Genomic DNA, 15,799 nt, shown 5'->3' on the forward strand with positions numbered 1-15,799 from the left:
TCATTTCGCCCTTCCAAGAAGGCCGCGCGGAAACAGCGTGATGATCACGATGACCGCCAGATAGAAGAAGAATTCGCCATATTCGGGGGCAAGATACCGCCCGGTCGTATCGATGGCGCCGAGCAGCAGACAGGCGATCAGCGCGCCGGGGATCGAGCCTGCGCCGCCGACGGATACGACCACCAGGAAGGTGACCATGTAGCGCAGCGCATAATAGGGTTCGACCGGCAGCAATTCTGCACCGATGATGCCGCCCATGGCGGCAAGGCCGACGGCGATGGCGAAGCTTACGGCATAGATGATTTCGGTGCGCACGCCGAGGGCTGCTGCCATGGCCGCATTGTCCACCGCTGCCCGCAACTTGATGCCGAAGGCGGTCTTTTCGAACGTGAACCAAAGTGCCGCCGCCACCACGAGGCCAGCGACGATGGCGAAGATGCGGTGGGTGGCGATGGTGCGAAACCCGAGATCGGTGGGACCGGCCAGTTCCTGCGGCAGCGGAATGGTTTTGAGCGTTGGCCCGAACACGAAATTGGCGATGCCGATGATGCAGAAGGTGATGCCGATGGTCATCAGCACCTGCGTCAGTTCCGGTGCGCCGTAGATGCGCCGGTAGAGAAACCGTTCAAGCGGTATGGCGATCACGATGGTGCCGACAATCGCAACGAGGATTGCCGCCGCGTAACCAAGGCCGAGGCCATGGGCGGCATAGGAGGCGAGATACCCGCCGATCATGGCGAAGGCGCCGTGGGCGAGATTGACCACACGCATCAGCCCCATTGTCACGGATAGGCCGATGGAGATGATGAAAAGCACCATGCCATAGGCAAGCGCATCGACAAGGATGCTGAAGACCGTCTGCATGTTCGAAAGCTCCTCCCGATGCGATTGCGCGCTTGCCGGAGCCGCCCGCAAAAGGCGGCGCCGGTCATTTCCGTCTCAATACTTACTTGGCGGCGGCAAGGCCCGGATCGCCCTGTTTTTCGAAAGTCTGGACTTCCTTGTTGTAATAATTGCCGTCATCGCCCTTGGAGACTTCGCGCAGATAGATGTTCTGGGTGATGTGGCGGCTCTGCGGATCGATGCTGACAGGGCCGCGCGGGCTTGTCCAGGAAAGGCCCTTTACCGCCTCGACAGCCTTTTCCGCATCCTGTTTGCCGCCGGTCGCCTCGATCATCTTGGTGATGACATACATGCCGTCAAACGCGCCGACTGCGGGGAAGGACAGTTCCTTCTGATTGCCAATGGCCTTGGTTGCGGCCTCCACGAAGGTCTTGTTTTCGGGTGAATCGTGGGAGACGGCATAGTGGAAGGTAGTCTGCATGCCGAGCGCTGCTTCGCCGAGGGCCGGCAGATCCGATTCCTGTGTAAGATCGCCCGGCGCGAAAAGCTTGATGCCTGATGATTTCAGGCCGTTGTCGTTGAAGGCCTTCACGAAGCCGAGAGTCGTCGGGCCGGAGGGCAGGAAGGCGAAGACGCCTTGTGCGCCGGAATCCTTCACGCGCTGCATGATGGGGCTGAAATCATTGGTGGAAAGCGGCATGCGAATGCTTTCCACAACTTCGCCGCCAGCGGCGGTGAAGGCTGCCTTAAAGGCGTTCTCCGCGTCAACGCCCGGGCCGTAATCGCTGACCAGCGAAATGACCTTCTTGACGCCGCCATCGAAAGCCACCTTGGCGATGGGCGTGGATGTCTGCCATGTCGTGAACGAGGTGCGCACCACATAGGGGCTTTTGGTAACGATGGCCGAGGTGGCCGCATTCATGATGACCATGGGCACATTGCCCTGTTTCAGAAGTGGCGTAACCGCCATGGCGTCGGGCGTAAAATAGAAGCCCGCGAGATATTGCACGCCTTCCTTTACAACCAGCTCCTGCGCCAGCGCCTTGGATTGCGCCGGATCGGCCTGCGGCACATCGCGGTAGACGACTTCGACAGTGTCATTGCCGACCTTGTTGCCGTGAAGCGAAAACCAGGCGTCTATGCCGGCCTTGAAGTTCTTGCCCTGCAGCGCGAAGGGGCCGGAGAACGGGCCGACCACGCCGACCTTGATCGTCTCGGCATAGGCAACGGAACTGAAGCAGATGGCCGCGATTGCGGCGGTGATCCGTAATTTCATGATTTCCTCCCAATTGATCCGTGGCTCCCTCCACCGATCCAGCCAGTCAAACTGGTAAGTGCGATGGCCAAAGTAAAATGAAAAAAAGGGGGCAATAAATAACCTGATGGTTATGGATCGCCGCCTTATCCGGTTCTGCCCGATATTGGATCATACAATAGGGATAGTCTGGCGATTCTCAATTGCCGCAGCCGCTGCAGCCATCACGAATGGTCCCGTTTCAGCATTCTGCTTCCAAATGCCGCCGTTATGAAGAACGCCCTGCGCCACGCGGCCGGAAAATGACGATAATATGCGCGTAATCCCGGTGCCTTAACCAGTTCTAAGGGGATTGTCCGTAGTCTCCCGAAGCATATTTTGAATTTCATTTGGTGTCTTGATGGGCGAATACCAGAATAAAGCCGTTGATCTTATGCGGAATCGCGTTGGCGACAGTATACTCAACAACAAGATCGAGCGCCGCGAAGCTTTTCTCCGCAAGGCGCTGGCGCTGTATCACGTCATGGGCGGCGAGGCGGATGGCATGCGCGCCGCGGTGGAAGATGTTGTGCACCTGCCGAAGCCAAGCGTCGATGTCGCTGTTGGCGACGTGATGCATGAACTGGCAGCAATCGGTCACGTCGCCGATCTCGATATTATTCAGGCCGGATATAACAAACTTGATGCCGCCAATCTGCATATTTTGAGCAAGGGCAAGCGGCTTTTGCAGAAGCAGCAGGAAAAGAAGCTTGCCGCCACGGCTGAGAAGTAAGCCGTACAAGGGCAACTGAGGGTGATGACAAAGCTCCCTCACACCCGGCGTCATCGCTGGATTGCCCCAAGGATCCAATCACGTCCAACTAGACCAAGACGTTGCAACTGCTCCGGACAAGTCCAAGCATGACGGACGAGGGATTCGGGACTTCGCCATCATTCTGAGGCCCCCAATCGGGGGCGCTTCGAAATCAGGCAACGTCCGCGACGAAAATATCCTGCCAGGCGTCGTAAGCGGAAAGAACCGTTTCCATCTGCGCCGTGTGGCCGGTGATAAAGTCATCGCCGTAGATCGTCTCATCAGGATATTCGGTAATCAGCGTCATCGGCACTGTGTGGCGGTCGTCGATGGACGACAGGCACGGGAAACCGTTGATGATGCGGAAACCGGTTTCACCGGCGTGAATCTCATAAAGCGCGATCTGGCGGTTGTTGTAATCCAGCAGGCCCGGAATGGCGCCGAGATGGCGGGTAACCCGGTCGAGCAGGGCTTCCGCCTGCTTTTCCCAATCCGCATGGTGGCGGATGATCAGGAAGAAACCCTTCGGCAGGGTCCACATGGCGAAATTGCGCGGCACATAACCGGAAAGCGGACGGGTCCATTCGTGCGAGGGATAACCGTGCAGGTTCACATGCAGGCTCGCGCCGCTCATCTCCTGCGCGCTGAAACGGATTGCCTTCTCGTTGAGATGGACGCCCGAATTTTCCCGCGTGCGATATTCGAGATCGTCGCCGAGCGCCGTGTACCGCGCCGCATGGTGCATATGGCGTGGATTGTCGGCGCGCAGGCGCTGGTGCAGGGCATAACCATCAGGGTTTTCCAGAGGCGAAATGGTGAAATGCGCGCCCTGTCTTTCCGCAAGTTTGCGGGCGGCGCGGACGGCGCCAACGATGCCGGTGGTTTCATTGGGATGCTGGCCGCCGCTGATCATCACAGCGGCATCGCTGCCCGCGACATAACGGGCGGCAAGAACGCGGCCCGACCGCGAGCGGGCCTCGAACGCCTCGCCGCCGATCTCGGCAAGCATCCGCGCGATCTGACCCGCCGCCACCGGTTCGCGGGCCTCGTCGATCCGCTGTTCGCCGCCATCCAGGAAAGTGGTGGTGAGTGCACGGGTCTCGATGCGGACCGAAACGTCGCCGTTGCTTTTGACGACTTCCGGAACGATCTGGCCGGGTTTCAGGCCCCGGTCGCCCAGCGGCCGGCCGGACTTCTTCTGGAAGAATTCCAGGAGGGAGAAATAGAAATCCTCGTGCAGCGCTTCACGCAGGCTGATCACCTCGTCCCCGACCGGCAGCGCCATGTCTTCGGACGGGTGCGTGACGTGAATGTTCAATTCCTCGAAATAGGGTTCCTCATCGCCCCAGCCGTGGTTGGCGACGGCATTGATTGCCGCTTCGAAAAGCTGCTCGTAATCCGTCTCCAGCCGCTCGCCCGTAGCGTCACCGGCCGGACGAAACCAGCCGGTTGGCGAGACATTGGTTTCGCCGACGATATCGGTATGAACCCGGTTGGGAGCGAGAACCTTCAGGGTTTCCTTCTTGCCGTTGCGGCTCAGCGTAACGTCATAATGAAGGGCGTCGTCGTCGCCGGCGATAAAATCGATCTTCGCGTCGCCGGCTAGTGCCGCCAGCGGATAGGCCTCCAGCCGGAAACGATTGGCGGGTGCATTGGCGTGCACCGGGTAATGCACCTCGATGGCATCGACGCCACCAAGATTGATCTCTTCCAGAAAGGTGAAGAGAAGCGGCTTGTAGGCGCTGCGGATGCGGGCACTGACGCCTTTTTTCTTCAGCCTTTCTTCGGCCTCGCGGCGGCTTTTGGCGTCATCGAACGTCCATGCCTCGAAGGACTGGCCGGGCGCGGCATTGGCGAGAAGCACATCCAGAGTACGCTTGAAGGTCTGGTCGAAAATCTGGCTCATCACGATCACCTTGAGGTTCTGCCGGTGGGGTCGAGGCTGTCGCGCAGCCAGTCACCGAGAAGGTTGAGGCCAAGCACGGTCAGAAGGATGGCAAGACCGGGGAAGACGCTGACCCACCATGCCGTTTGCAGATAGGTGCGGCCATCCGCCAGCATGCCGCCCCAGCTCGGAATGGTCGGATCGACACCGAGGCCGAGGAAGGTGAGGCTGCTTTCCAGCAGGATGTTGTTGGCGACGTTGAGCGTCATCAGCACGATGACCGGGCCGATCAGGTTCGGCAGAAGGTGCTGGAGGATGATGCGCCAGTCCTTCACGCCAATGGCGCGGGCGGACAGGATGAATTCCCGTTCGCGCAGCGTCAGCACCGAGCCGCGCACCAGACGGGCATATTGTACCCATTGCGAGACGATCAGGAGGATGATGGTGTTGGTGAGGCTGCCGCCAACAATTGCGATGAAGGTGATGGCCAAGAGAATGAAAGGCATGGCGAGCTGGATATCGGCAAAGCGCATGACCAGCATGTCCCAGAAGCCGCGATAATAACCGGCGACCAGGCCGACGATCACGCCGAAGACCACGGCCCCGATGACCGAGGTGAAACCGACGAGCAGCGAAATCTTGCCGCCGGCCACGACACGGGCCAGTACGTCACGGCCGAGCGGATCGGTGCCGAGCGGATGGGCGGCGCTAGTGAAGGGCTTGGCAAGGCGCGCCATCAGGTCGATCTTTTCGGCACCGCCCGGAAACAGCACGTCGGAAAGAAGAACGGCAAGGCAGATGACGACGGTAAGCAGGGCGCCGAGGATGAATTCGAGATTGTTGAAGCGCGACAGGCGCGAGGTTTTGGCAGCCATCGTCAATTACTCCGTGCGGATGCGCGGATCGACCAGCCCGTAGGCGATATCGACCAGAAGGTTGATGCCGACGATCATCAGCGACAGCACGGTGATGACGGCCTGAAGCACGGGATAGTCGCGCGCGCCCACCGCATCGAAGGCGAGCGTGCCGAGACCCGGCCAGTTGAAGACGCGCTCGATGACGACGATGCCGCCGAGAAGTCCGCCGAATTGCAGGCCGAAATAGGTAATCAGCGGAATGGCGCAGTTACGTAGCGCATGCTTGTAAAGCACCTTGTTTTCGCTGAGGCCCTTGGCGCGCGCCACCATGACATATTGCGAGCGCAGCGTATCGAGCATCGCCGTGCGCACCAGACGCACATTGGTAGCCGTCAGGATAACGCCCATGGTGACCGATGGCATGATGTAGCTTGCAAAGCCGCCCATGCCGCTTGGCGGCAGCCAGCCGAGCGTGATGGAGAAAAGCAGCACCAGCATGGTGGCCAGCCAGAAATTGGGGAAGGACAGGCCGACGAGCGAGAAGATACGGATCACCTGATCGGCCGTCTTGCCGCGCGAGGTCGCGGCCTTGATGCCGAGCGGAATGGAAAGCGCAATCGACACCGCCATGGAGATGAAGGCGAGAAGCAGCGTGGCGGGCAGGGCATCGGCGATGAGCCGTGATACCGGCGTGCTGCCGGTGAAGCTGCGGCCGAAATCGAGCGTAACCAGGCCTTTCAGGAAGCTGAAATATTGCACGAAGAACGGCCGGTCGGTTCCAAGCGCCGCACGAATGCGCGCCAGATCGTCTTCCGTCATGCTGCCGCCGCCCTGGAACATGGTGACAGCTGGATCGCCCGTCAGGCGGATGGCGAAGGAAACGAGAAGGGTGATGGCGATGACGACGAAAATCGCCTGCAGCAATCGCTTGATGAGGAAACCGGCCACGTTTTTTACCTTGAAGAGAGACCCGACCTTGCCCGCGGGATGGCGGGCAAGGCGCTTTTAGGGAGGATAGGCCTGATTATTCGACGGTGACGTCGGTCAGCTTCAGGCGGTTATCCGGCGGTGCCACGAAACCCTTGACCCGCTTGTTGATGCCGTAAATGGCATTGGTGTTGTAAAGCGGAATTTCCAGCGCGCGCTCAGCGGCATAGGCGCCGACTTGCTTGAGGATTTTTTCGCGCTCGGCTCGGTCAGTCAGCGGGCGCTGCGATTCCAGCAGCTTGTCCAGCTTCTCGTCCTTGTCGTAAGGATTCCACTTTTCACCCGAGTGGTACATGGAATAGGCCGTGTTGTCGTAATCGAAGGTCCAGCCGCCCCACTTCTGCTGGAACATCGCGCCGGTCTTGCCCTGCGGGATGATGTCGTTCAGGAGAACGTTGGTCTCATAGGGCTTGATGGTGGCGGTGATGCCGACCATGGACAGATAGCTGGAGATGACCTGCGCGACTTCGTTCATCGTCGCATCGTTGCCTCTGATATCGATCTGCAGCGCCGCACCTGGCTTGACGCCGGCTTCCGCGAGCAGCTTCTTTGCGCCTTCCGGATCATAAGGCAGCGGCTTCAGATCGGCGTCGTAACCGAAGGACAGCGCGCTCTGGAAGCTGGCGATTTCCGAGGCCTGACCGGCAAGGACCGACTTGACGATCGTGCCGCGATCAACGGCCATGATGATGGCCTTGCGCACCTTGGGATCAGCAGTGATGCCGTCACGAGTGTTGAAACGCAGCGCATCCACCGTCGGGCCTGGAACGCTGACGATCTCCAGCTTGGAATCGCCTTCGATGACCGGGATCATGCCAATCGGGATGGTGGGAGGAATGACGAGATCGACGCGGCCGGCCTGCAATTCGGCAACTGCGGTCGCCGGCTCGGCGATGAAGCGGAATTCCAGTTCGGAGAGCTTTGGTGCGCCGCCCCAGTAATCCGGGTTGGCTTCCAGCTTGATGTTGGTCTTCGGCGCATAGGAGACGAATTTGAACGCGCCGGTGCCGACCGGGTTGAGGTTGAAGTTGTCCTCACCCTTTTCCTGAATATATTTCGGCGGCACGATCATGCCGCCATAACCGGCAAGCTTGGTCAGAAGCACCGGATCGGGCGCCTTGAGCTTCATGTCGACGGTGTAGTCGTCGATGACGTCGACGCTTTCGATGGCGACATAGTTGGAGCGCTGCGGGCCCTTGGCACCCTGTTCGCCGAGAAGGCGCTCGAAGGTGAACTTGACGGCGGCGGCGTTGAAGGGCTCGCCATTATGGAACTTGACGTTCTGGCGCAGCTTGAAGCGGATGCGCTTGCCTTCATCCAGCTCTTCCCAGGATTCGGCAAGGCCGGGCACAAGTTTCAGGTCCGGACCGCGATAGGTCAGGCCATCGAAGATGTTGGTGGCGACAGCTGCCCATTGCACCAGGAAGGTGTCGATCGGATCCCAGCTGCCGGGGTCCTGCGGGCTGGAAATGGTCATCTTGCCAGCGGCGAAAGCCGGCGCTGCGGTGAAGGCCGTGCCGGCCAGCGCAAGCGCGACGAACGTTGCCGTCATCCCCTTTTTGATTTTTGTCATCTACCTGTTCCTCTTCAGATGGTTACGGTTTTGGTTATTGTTCAGGCACTCTTCGCGATGAAGTGGCCTGGATTGATTTCCTCATGGGCGAGAATGGCGGGCTCATCGCCGACGCGGCGCACGGGATTGGGAATTTCGCCCTCGATCATGGCGATGCGGCGCTCGATCAGGGGATCGGCAACCGGCACTGCGGAAAGCAGCCGGCGCGTATAATCATGCGTGGGCGTTTCGAAGACCTGCTGGCGGCTGCCCATTTCCATGATCTGGCCGAGATAAAGCACCGCGACGCGGTGGCTCATCTTTTCCACCACCGCCATGTCATGGCTGATGAACAGGTAAGCAAGACCACGTTCCGCCTGCAAATCCATGAACAGATTGATGATCTGCGCCTGGATGGAGACATCAAGCGCCGACAGCGCTTCATCGGCGATGATGAGCTTGGGATCGGAGGCGAGCGCGCGGGCAATGCAGACACGCTGCCGCTGGCCGCCCGAAAACTCGTGCGGATACCGCGATGCATGTTCCGAACTCAGACCCACCCGTTCCAGCAGCTCATCCACCCGGCGGCGCACCGCCTTGGCATCGTTGATCAGGCCGTGGGTATTGATCGGTTCGGCGATCGAGAAGCCTACCGTCTTGCGCGGATCGAGCGAGGCGAAGGGATCCTGGAAGATATATTGCACTTCCTGCCGCATGCGGAAACGTTCCGCTGCCGACATCTCAGAATAGCTGCGGCCGTTGAAGGATATTTCGCCTGATACCGCCGATTGCAGCTGCTGGATTGTGCGGCCGATGGTGGATTTGCCCGAACCGGATTCACCGACCAGCGCCAGTGTCTCTCCGGCATGGATGTCGAAGCTGACCTTCTGCACGGCACTGCAACGGTGCGTCGCCTTGCCGAACAGGTTCTTGCGAATATCGAAGCGAACGAACAGGTCGCGAACCGAAAGCAGCGGCTTCTCGTCGTATTTTGCGGTGTTCTGCACCCGTTCCTCGCCCACCACGACCGGCTGGCCATCCTGCAGGACGGTGAGCGGAAGGCGCTTGGGAAACTCTTCTCCGGTCATGCTGCCGAGGCGCGGAACGGCGGAAAGCAGCGCCCGCGTATAGGGATGCTGCGGATTGGCGAAGATGTCCTTGACCGGGCCTTCCTCAACCTTCCTGCCCTTCCACATGACGACGACGTCATCGGCCATTTCCGCCACCACGCCCATGTCATGGGTGATGAAGACCATGCCCATGCCGAGTTTCTTTTGCAGGTCGCGCATGATGTTGAGGATCTGCGCCTGAATGGTGACATCAAGTGCCGTCGTCGGTTCGTCGGCGATCAGCAGCTTCGGCCGACAGGCAAGCGCCATAGCAATCATCACGCGCTGGCGCATGCCGCCGGAAAGCTGATGCGGATAACGGTGCAGAAGCTCGGCCGCATCCGGCAACCGCACCATGTCGAGCAACTTTTTTGCCTCGGCCATGGCCGCCGCCTTGCCCATTTTCTCGTGCAGGACAAGCACTTCGCAGATCTGGTCACCGATGGTGAAGACCGGGTTCAGCGACGTCATCGGCTCCTGGAAGATCATGGCGATCTCCTTGCCGCGGATCGACCGCATTTCCTTCTGCGATGCCTTCAGCAGATCCTTGCCTTCGAACATGATGTGACCGGCGGGGTAAGTCGCGCCCATCATATCCGCAAGACGCATGGTCGAGAGCGACGTGACCGATTTGCCCGATCCGGATTCGCCGACGATCGCCACCGTCCTGCCGGCTTCCACGGCAAAGGAAATATCGTCCACGACGCGGCTGTCGCCGAACTCAACGCTCAGGTTTTCAACCGAGAGGAGGGCGTTGCGGTTTGCGGCGGTCATATCAGCGTCTCCGGCTTGGCATGCGCGGCAATGCCGGCGCGGCCATCTGAAATAGTGAGGTGGCAAGGGCGTGGGGCAGGCGCGCGGGATGAAACGCTGTGCCGGAAGATGGGAGTGTCAAAAGAAAGCGCATGGCGTTTCAGGCGCGATGTAGATTGGCTGCTGCCGGTCGATACGGGAATTTCGACCTGGTCGAAGTGCTATGGGCGACCTCACCGGTGCCGGTAAAATGCCTGGTGCCAGTCTCAGAATCGATGATGCGCATGAACTTGTATTCCCCACCCCTTGTTTTACAAAAAAGCTAACAAAACAGGACAATCATGTCCAGAGTGTTGAACAATTTTTGTATACTGCTCTACAAATACGCAAGTGCATTTATTTTGGGCGCGGGTGTGCCGAAGGGCCGGACCCCGATTAAGGGATGGTTTTAGTCTGTATTGAGGATGTATCGATTTCAGTGGTTGCGGGTGCCGCTGCCCGTGATACAGGCCGGACGAAGACCATTGAAAAAGGATACCGGGTATGACGAATAGAACGGGTGCGGTCAGGTTATCCGGCTTCCTGCGTTGCGCATCGGTGCAGGATGTTCAACTTGTGGAAAGCCATCTGCCCGATCACATTCACCTGACCAGAGCGGAGCCGGGCTGTATTTCCTTTGAGGTATCGCAGACCGAAGACCCCCTGATCTGGAGGGTGGAAGAGCTTTTTGTGGACCGCGCTGCTTTCGATTTTCATCAGCAGCGCACGCGCGCATCTAAGTGGTTTGTGGCCACCTCCGCCATTCCACGGGACTATGAGATAGTGATGCTGGCGTAAATAAAGACAGGCCGCAGCGGCGTTCCTGCTGGCTGCGGCCTGTTTGCATTTTTGAAGCACCAGTGGACTGGTGTCTGCGCCTATTCCTTCGGCATGCCGATCGGTGGCGCAAGGCGCCGCTGCGCAGCGATGCGGAAGGGGGCGTTCATCGCGCCATATCCGCCGTAGGCACCGCGCCTTTCGACGATTTCGAAGAAGAACCCTTCGCCGAAGGTGCGGCTGTATATCTGGAAATATTCGCCGTTGTCGTCCCGGTCGTAGAGGATGCTTGCTTCCCGGAGTGCGTCGGAGAATTCCGGTTCCAGCCCGAAGCGGGCCTCCAGATCGTCATAATAATTGCGCGAGATCGGCAGGGCGTGAAAGCCGCGCGCATGCAGAGCCTTGGCGGTGGCGAAGATATCGTCCGTGGCGAACGCGATGTGCTGGATGCTGGTGCCGAAACCTTCCGCCAGAAATTTGCCGGCGAAGGTCTTTCGGTTGTCGGCGCCGTTCATGGTCAGGCGGAAACGCGGGGAGGGCACGCTTTCTATGGCCTGGCTGCGCACCAGACCGCCGGGATCGACCACATCCACCATCGGCGTGCGGCGCGTTGAAAACAGCGATGTGTAAAACAGAAGCCAGGTCAGCATTTCATCGTAATGCGTTGTTTGCGCAAGATGGTCGATGCGGGTCAGTCCGGTATTGCCTGCCGGTGCCGTCGCATCGACCGGTGCGAATTCATTGTCCCAGATGGAGGCGAGCGCCGTGGACCCGTCGAGGAAATAGATGACGCCATTGCCCACGCCCTGAATGGCTGGAACCGCGACTTCGCCGGATTTGCGCGGTTCGGCGAATGTCGGCGCGCCCAGCGCTGCCGCACGCGCAAGCGCTGCCTGCGCATCATCGACCTTCAGGCCGAATGCATAGGCATTGGTGCCGTGGATGGAGTAGGATGCACCGGCGAAACTCTCACCGGTACCGCCGGTATTGATGACGATGCGAATGTCGCCCTGCGTATAGAGATCGACATCGCGATTGCGGTGCCTCGCGGTTTTATCAAAACCGAGTGTGGCGAGCAGCGCTTCCAGATTGGCCTTTTCCTCCGGCGCCGTTGTGAACTCGACAAACTCCACGCCTTCCGTCTGCACCCGCTCAGGCATGGCGGGCGCCTCGATGCGGATGTCGGGCTCCAGACGGCGCACCTGATCCATGAGGTTGATGAGCGAACGATGGCCGTCCTCAGCCAGCAGGCGCGCCGAGCCACCGCGGAACTGGTCGTTGAAGATTTCGAGCGACAGCGGGCCGCTATAACCGGTTGCCGCGACAGCGCGCATGAAATCCACCACCGGCAGATCGCCTTCGCCGGGCATGTTGCGGAAATGGCGGCTCCAGTACAACAGGTCCATGTCTATCAGCGGTGCGTCGGCCAATTGCACGATGAAGATCTTGTCGCCGGGAATGGAGCGGATGGAGTTGGGATCGATCTTGCGCGACAGCGTGTGGAAGCTGTCGAGGATGATACCGACATTGGGGTGATCGGCGCGGCGCACCACTTCCCACGCATCGCGATGATCGCTGATGTGCCGGCCCCAGGCCAGGGCCTCGTAACCCACGCGAACACCATGCCTGGCCGCAAGTTCGCCAAGCTCATGGAAATCGGCGGCGGCGCGGTCTATGCCACCCAGCGACACCGGCGAGACATTCGAGCAGATCAGCATCAGATCGGTCCCGAGTTCGCCCATGATGTCGAATTTACGCCCTGCGCGCTCGAAGGCGCGGGCGCGGTGCGGTTCCGGCATGCCTTCGAAATCGCGGAACGGCTGGAAAAGCGTGATATCCAGCCCATGATCTGCCGCAAGGGCCTTCACCTCGCGCGGCGAGGCGTCGTAGGTCAGGAAATCGTTCTCGAAAATCTCCACACCAGTGAAACCGGCTTTCGCAATGGCCGCCAGTTTCTCTGGGAATTCGCCGCTGATGGAGACGGTGGCGATGGAAGTACGCATTGGCACGCCCTGTTTGCCTGTGTCATAGCTCGCCATATTGCGTTCCTTTTCAGCGTTATGTACTAATTGGTTAATAATAGGGGTGCGGCGGCAAGCCGTATACCCTGCTGATGGATGGATCATGACAAAAAGCGCAACTTCGAACGGCACCAGCGAAACCCGGCAGGCGAAGCGCGATCCGGAAGGCGTGCGCCGAGACATTCTTTCCGTTGCGATGGAGGAGTTTTCGCAAAACGGCCTGTCGGGGGCGCGCATCGACGAGATCGCCGCCCGCACGCGCACGTCCAAGCGGATGATCTATTATTATTTTACCGACAAGGAAGGGCTTTACCAGCGCGTTCTTGAAGAAGCCTATGCCAAGGTGCGTGGCGGCGAGAGCGATCTGGAGCTGGACGGTCTGGAGCCGGTTGCGGCGCTCGAAAAGCTCTGTCGGTTCACCTTCGATCACCATCGCCGCAACCCGGCTTTCATCCGCATGGTGATGATCGAGAACATTCATCACGGCCGGCACATGCAATCGTCCGGAACGATCCGCCAGCTCAACCGGCCGGCCATCGATGCCCTGGAAAGCGTGCTGCTGCGCGGCCAGAAGAGCGGCATTTTCCGCAACGGCATCAATGCGCTGGAACTGCACTGGCAGATCAGCGCGCTGTCCTTTTTCAACGTCTCGAACGTCGCAACCTTCTCTTTCATCTTCGGCGACGGGCTGTTTACCGAGAAGGGTCAGCAAACATTGTCGCATCACGTCAGCGACATGGTGTTGCGATATGTGCTGAGCCCTGACCATATCACGAAGATCGGGAAAGACGGCCGATGAGGTGGCTGAGCGCCACCCCGTAACCTTCGATGCCGAGACCGGCGATCACGCCTTCGGCGCGCGTCGAGATATAGGAATGGTGGCGGAAGATCTCCCGTTTGTGGATGTTGGAAATGTGAACCTCGATCACCGGTGCCTCGAAGGTATTGAGTGCATCGAGGATCGCCACCGAGGTATGGGTAAAGGCACCGGGATTGATGACGATCCCTGCCGATGTGCCGCGCGCCGCATGGATCCAGTCTATCAACTCGTATTCCCGGTTGCTCTGGGCAAAGAATATCTCGTGGCCCGCCGCCTCGGCAATCGCGCGGCAATTGGCCTCCACATCGGCCATCGTCTCGTAGCCGTAGATTTCCGGCTGGCGTTGGCCGAGCAGGTTGAGGTTCGGTCCGTTAAGTATGGTGAAAAGGCTCACGCCACACCCTCTTTCGTGCAAATTTCGGTAAAATGTGCCGTCATGCGCTCGGCATCAGGTTCACGGCCGCAGAACAGCCGAAACGCGCCAACAGCCTGAAACACCGTCATGCCGCCGCCGGGCAGGGTGCGACAGCCTTTTTGGGCCGCCGTCGCAAGAAGCTCGGTCACCAGCGGCATATAAACGATATCGGCCACCCAGTGCCGTTGTTCAAGGAGGTCGGCCTTGACCGGCATGCCGGGATGGGCGGGCATGCCCATCGGTGTGGCGTGGATCAACCCATCCGCGAAGGGCAGGGAATCTGCCGGGTCTTTCACGGCAAAGGCGTGGCCTTCGCCAAAACGGGCGTTGAGTTCGGCAGCCAGATGATCTGCGCGGCTGAAATCGCGGTCGCAGATATCGAGATGGGTAATGCCGAGTTTCAGCGCCGCATGGGCCACCGCAACGCCTGCACCACCAGCACCGACCAGCAGCGCCCGGTCGCGTTTCGCATCCGGCAGGCCGCGCATGAAGCTTTCGTAAAATCCGTACCAGTCCGTATTGTGCCCAATTCGACGTCCGTCCTTGAAGACGACGGTGTTGACCGCGCCGAGCATGCGGGCATCATCAGACAATTCATGCAGGTGCGGAAGGACCGCCTGCTTGAATGGATGGGTAATGTTGGTGCCAGCAAAGCCGCGCGATTCCAGCTCATTGAGCAAATCGGGAAGTGCGCTTTCCGGCAGCTTGCGCGCTACGACATCGACAAGCTCATAGGAATAATCGAGGCCGTGGGCAGCCCCTTCGCGCATGTGCAGCGCGGGAGATTTGGAAAGCTGGATGTCGGCGCCAATCAGGCCGACCTTGAAGGATTTGGTGTCTGTCATGTTCAGGTCATCGCTCATCGAACGTGGTGGGAGAGGCGGGGGTCATCCCCGCCTGCCTGTCGGCTCCGGGTGAGCCTTAGTGATGGGCGAGAATTTCGCCGAGGAATGTGCGGGTACGCTGGTGCTTGGGATCGCGGAAGAACTCGTCCGGCGGGCCTTCCTCGATGATTTCGCCTTCCGACATGAAGACCACACGGTCGGCAACCTGCCGGGCAAAGCCCATTTCATGGGTCACGCAGATCATCGTCATGCCGTCGCGGGCAAGACCGATCATCGTGTCGAGCACTTCCTTGACCATTTCCGGATCAAGCGCCGACGTCGGCTCATCGAACAGCATGGCTTTCGGCTCCATGCAGAGCGCACGGGCAATCGCTGCGCGTTGCTGCTGGCCGCCGGAAAGCTGCGCCGGATATTTATCGGCCTGATTGAGAATGCGCACGCGCTCCAGATATTTGCGCGCGGTCGCTTCTGCATCGGCTTTCGACAGGCCCTTCACCCGCATGGGCGCCAGGGTGCAGTTTTCCATGATGGTCTTGTGCGGGAAGAGATTGAAGCTCTGGAACACCATGCCCACTTCACGGCGAACCGCATCGATGGCGCGGGTCGAATCCGAAAGCGTGGTTCCCTCGACCGTGATCTTGCCCTCCTGGATTTCTTCCAGATGGTTGATGCAGCGGATAAGGGTGGATTTTCCTGAACCCGACGGGCCGCAAAGAACGATTTTTTCGCCTTTGCGAACCGTCATGTTGACGCCTTTCAGCGCATGGAAGGCTCCATACCACTTTCCAACCCCTTCAAGGGCGATCAGCGGAGCCTGTGCGGCGGAGGATTGCAACATGGAACTTTCC

At 59.6% G+C, this 15,799-nt stretch carries 14 protein-coding genes; 3 read left to right on the top strand and 11 right to left on the bottom strand.

Annotated elements, in window-relative coordinates; translation table 11 throughout:
* Both F617_RS0123790 and F617_RS0123795 read right to left on the bottom strand, forming a co-directional pair.
* Positions 1-864 (bottom strand): branched-chain amino acid ABC transporter permease, encoded by an 864-nt coding sequence (locus F617_RS0123790; RefSeq protein WP_019566987.1) that lies wholly within the window; start codon positions 862-864, stop codon positions 1-3.
* 82 nt (positions 865-946) lie between these two features.
* Positions 947-2,119 (bottom strand): ABC transporter substrate-binding protein, encoded by a 1,173-nt coding sequence (locus tag F617_RS0123795; RefSeq protein WP_019566988.1) that lies wholly within the window; start codon positions 2,117-2,119, stop codon positions 947-949.
* 379 nt (positions 2,120-2,498) lie between these two features.
* Between F617_RS0123795 and F617_RS0123800 the strand changes: the two genes are divergently transcribed.
* On the top strand, positions 2,499-2,870 hold the full coding sequence (locus tag F617_RS0123800; protein WP_019566989.1) for a hypothetical protein: 372 nt from the start codon (positions 2,499-2,501) through the stop codon (positions 2,868-2,870).
* Positions 2,871-3,063: 193 nt separating this feature from the next.
* Here F617_RS0123800 and F617_RS0123805 read toward each other — a convergent pair whose 3' ends face one another.
* From F617_RS0123805 to F617_RS0123825, 5 genes are all read right to left on the bottom strand, one after another.
* Positions 3,064-4,797 carry a M14 family metallopeptidase gene (locus F617_RS0123805; RefSeq protein WP_026331044.1) on the bottom strand — a complete coding sequence of 578 codons (1,734 nt, stop codon included), beginning with the start codon at positions 4,795-4,797 and terminating at the stop codon, positions 3,064-3,066.
* Positions 4,798-4,802: 5 nt separating this feature from the next.
* The gene (locus F617_RS0123810) at positions 4,803-5,651 is read right to left on the bottom strand and encodes an ABC transporter permease (RefSeq protein WP_004430999.1); all 849 of its coding nucleotides are present in this window, start codon (positions 5,649-5,651) and stop codon (positions 4,803-4,805) included.
* A 6-nt stretch (positions 5,652-5,657) separates the two neighbouring features.
* Positions 5,658-6,581 carry an ABC transporter permease gene (locus F617_RS0123815; RefSeq protein ID WP_003499197.1) on the bottom strand — a complete coding sequence of 308 codons (924 nt, stop codon included), beginning with the start codon at positions 6,579-6,581 and terminating at the stop codon, positions 5,658-5,660.
* Between the two features lie 76 nt (positions 6,582-6,657).
* The gene (locus tag F617_RS0123820; protein WP_019566991.1) at positions 6,658-8,193 is read right to left on the bottom strand and encodes an ABC transporter substrate-binding protein; all 1,536 of its coding nucleotides are present in this window, start codon (positions 8,191-8,193) and stop codon (positions 6,658-6,660) included.
* A 41-nt stretch (positions 8,194-8,234) separates the two neighbouring features.
* A complete protein-coding gene (locus tag F617_RS0123825; protein WP_019566992.1) occupies positions 8,235-10,055 on the bottom strand; it encodes an ABC transporter ATP-binding protein in 1,821 nt (606 codons plus the stop codon).
* Positions 10,056-10,577: 522 nt separating this feature from the next.
* Between F617_RS0123825 and F617_RS0123830 the strand changes: the two genes are divergently transcribed.
* Positions 10,578-10,871 carry a putative quinol monooxygenase gene (locus F617_RS0123830; RefSeq protein WP_019566993.1) on the top strand — a complete coding sequence of 98 codons (294 nt, stop codon included), beginning with the start codon at positions 10,578-10,580 and terminating at the stop codon, positions 10,869-10,871.
* 80 nt (positions 10,872-10,951) lie between these two features.
* Here F617_RS0123830 and F617_RS0123835 read toward each other — a convergent pair whose 3' ends face one another.
* Positions 10,952-12,853, bottom strand: coding sequence for a bifunctional sugar phosphate isomerase/epimerase/4-hydroxyphenylpyruvate dioxygenase family protein (locus F617_RS0123835; protein WP_026331045.1), 1,902 nt, complete (start codon positions 12,851-12,853; stop codon positions 10,952-10,954).
* 121 nt (positions 12,854-12,974) lie between these two features.
* Between F617_RS0123835 and F617_RS0123840 the strand changes: the two genes are divergently transcribed.
* Positions 12,975-13,670, top strand: a complete 696-nt coding sequence (locus tag F617_RS0123840) for a TetR/AcrR family transcriptional regulator (RefSeq protein WP_004431011.1) — start codon at positions 12,975-12,977, stop codon at positions 13,668-13,670.
* On the opposite strand, the gene aroQ is transcribed toward F617_RS0123840, so the two are convergent.
* From aroQ to F617_RS0123855, 3 genes are read right to left on the bottom strand one after another with little or no spacing between them, the layout of a single operon-like run.
* Positions 13,642-14,085, bottom strand: coding sequence for a type II 3-dehydroquinate dehydratase (aroQ, locus tag F617_RS0123845; protein WP_004431014.1), 444 nt, complete (start codon positions 14,083-14,085; stop codon positions 13,642-13,644). The two genes, F617_RS0123840 and aroQ, sit on opposite strands and share 29 nt — an antisense overlap.
* Positions 14,082-14,969 carry a shikimate dehydrogenase gene (locus tag F617_RS0123850; RefSeq protein ID WP_019566995.1) on the bottom strand — a complete coding sequence of 296 codons (888 nt, stop codon included), beginning with the start codon at positions 14,967-14,969 and terminating at the stop codon, positions 14,082-14,084. Before F617_RS0123850 ends, aroQ begins: the two co-directional genes overlap by 4 nt.
* 58 nt (positions 14,970-15,027) lie before the next feature.
* A complete protein-coding gene (locus F617_RS0123855) occupies positions 15,028-15,789 on the bottom strand; it encodes an amino acid ABC transporter ATP-binding protein (protein ID WP_019566996.1) in 762 nt (253 codons plus the stop codon).
* Between the last annotated feature and the right edge of the window lie 10 nt (positions 15,790-15,799).

Source organism: Agrobacterium sp. 10MFCol1.1, assembly GCF_000381165.1.
Classification (GTDB): domain Bacteria; phylum Pseudomonadota; class Alphaproteobacteria; order Rhizobiales; family Rhizobiaceae; genus Agrobacterium; species Agrobacterium tumefaciens.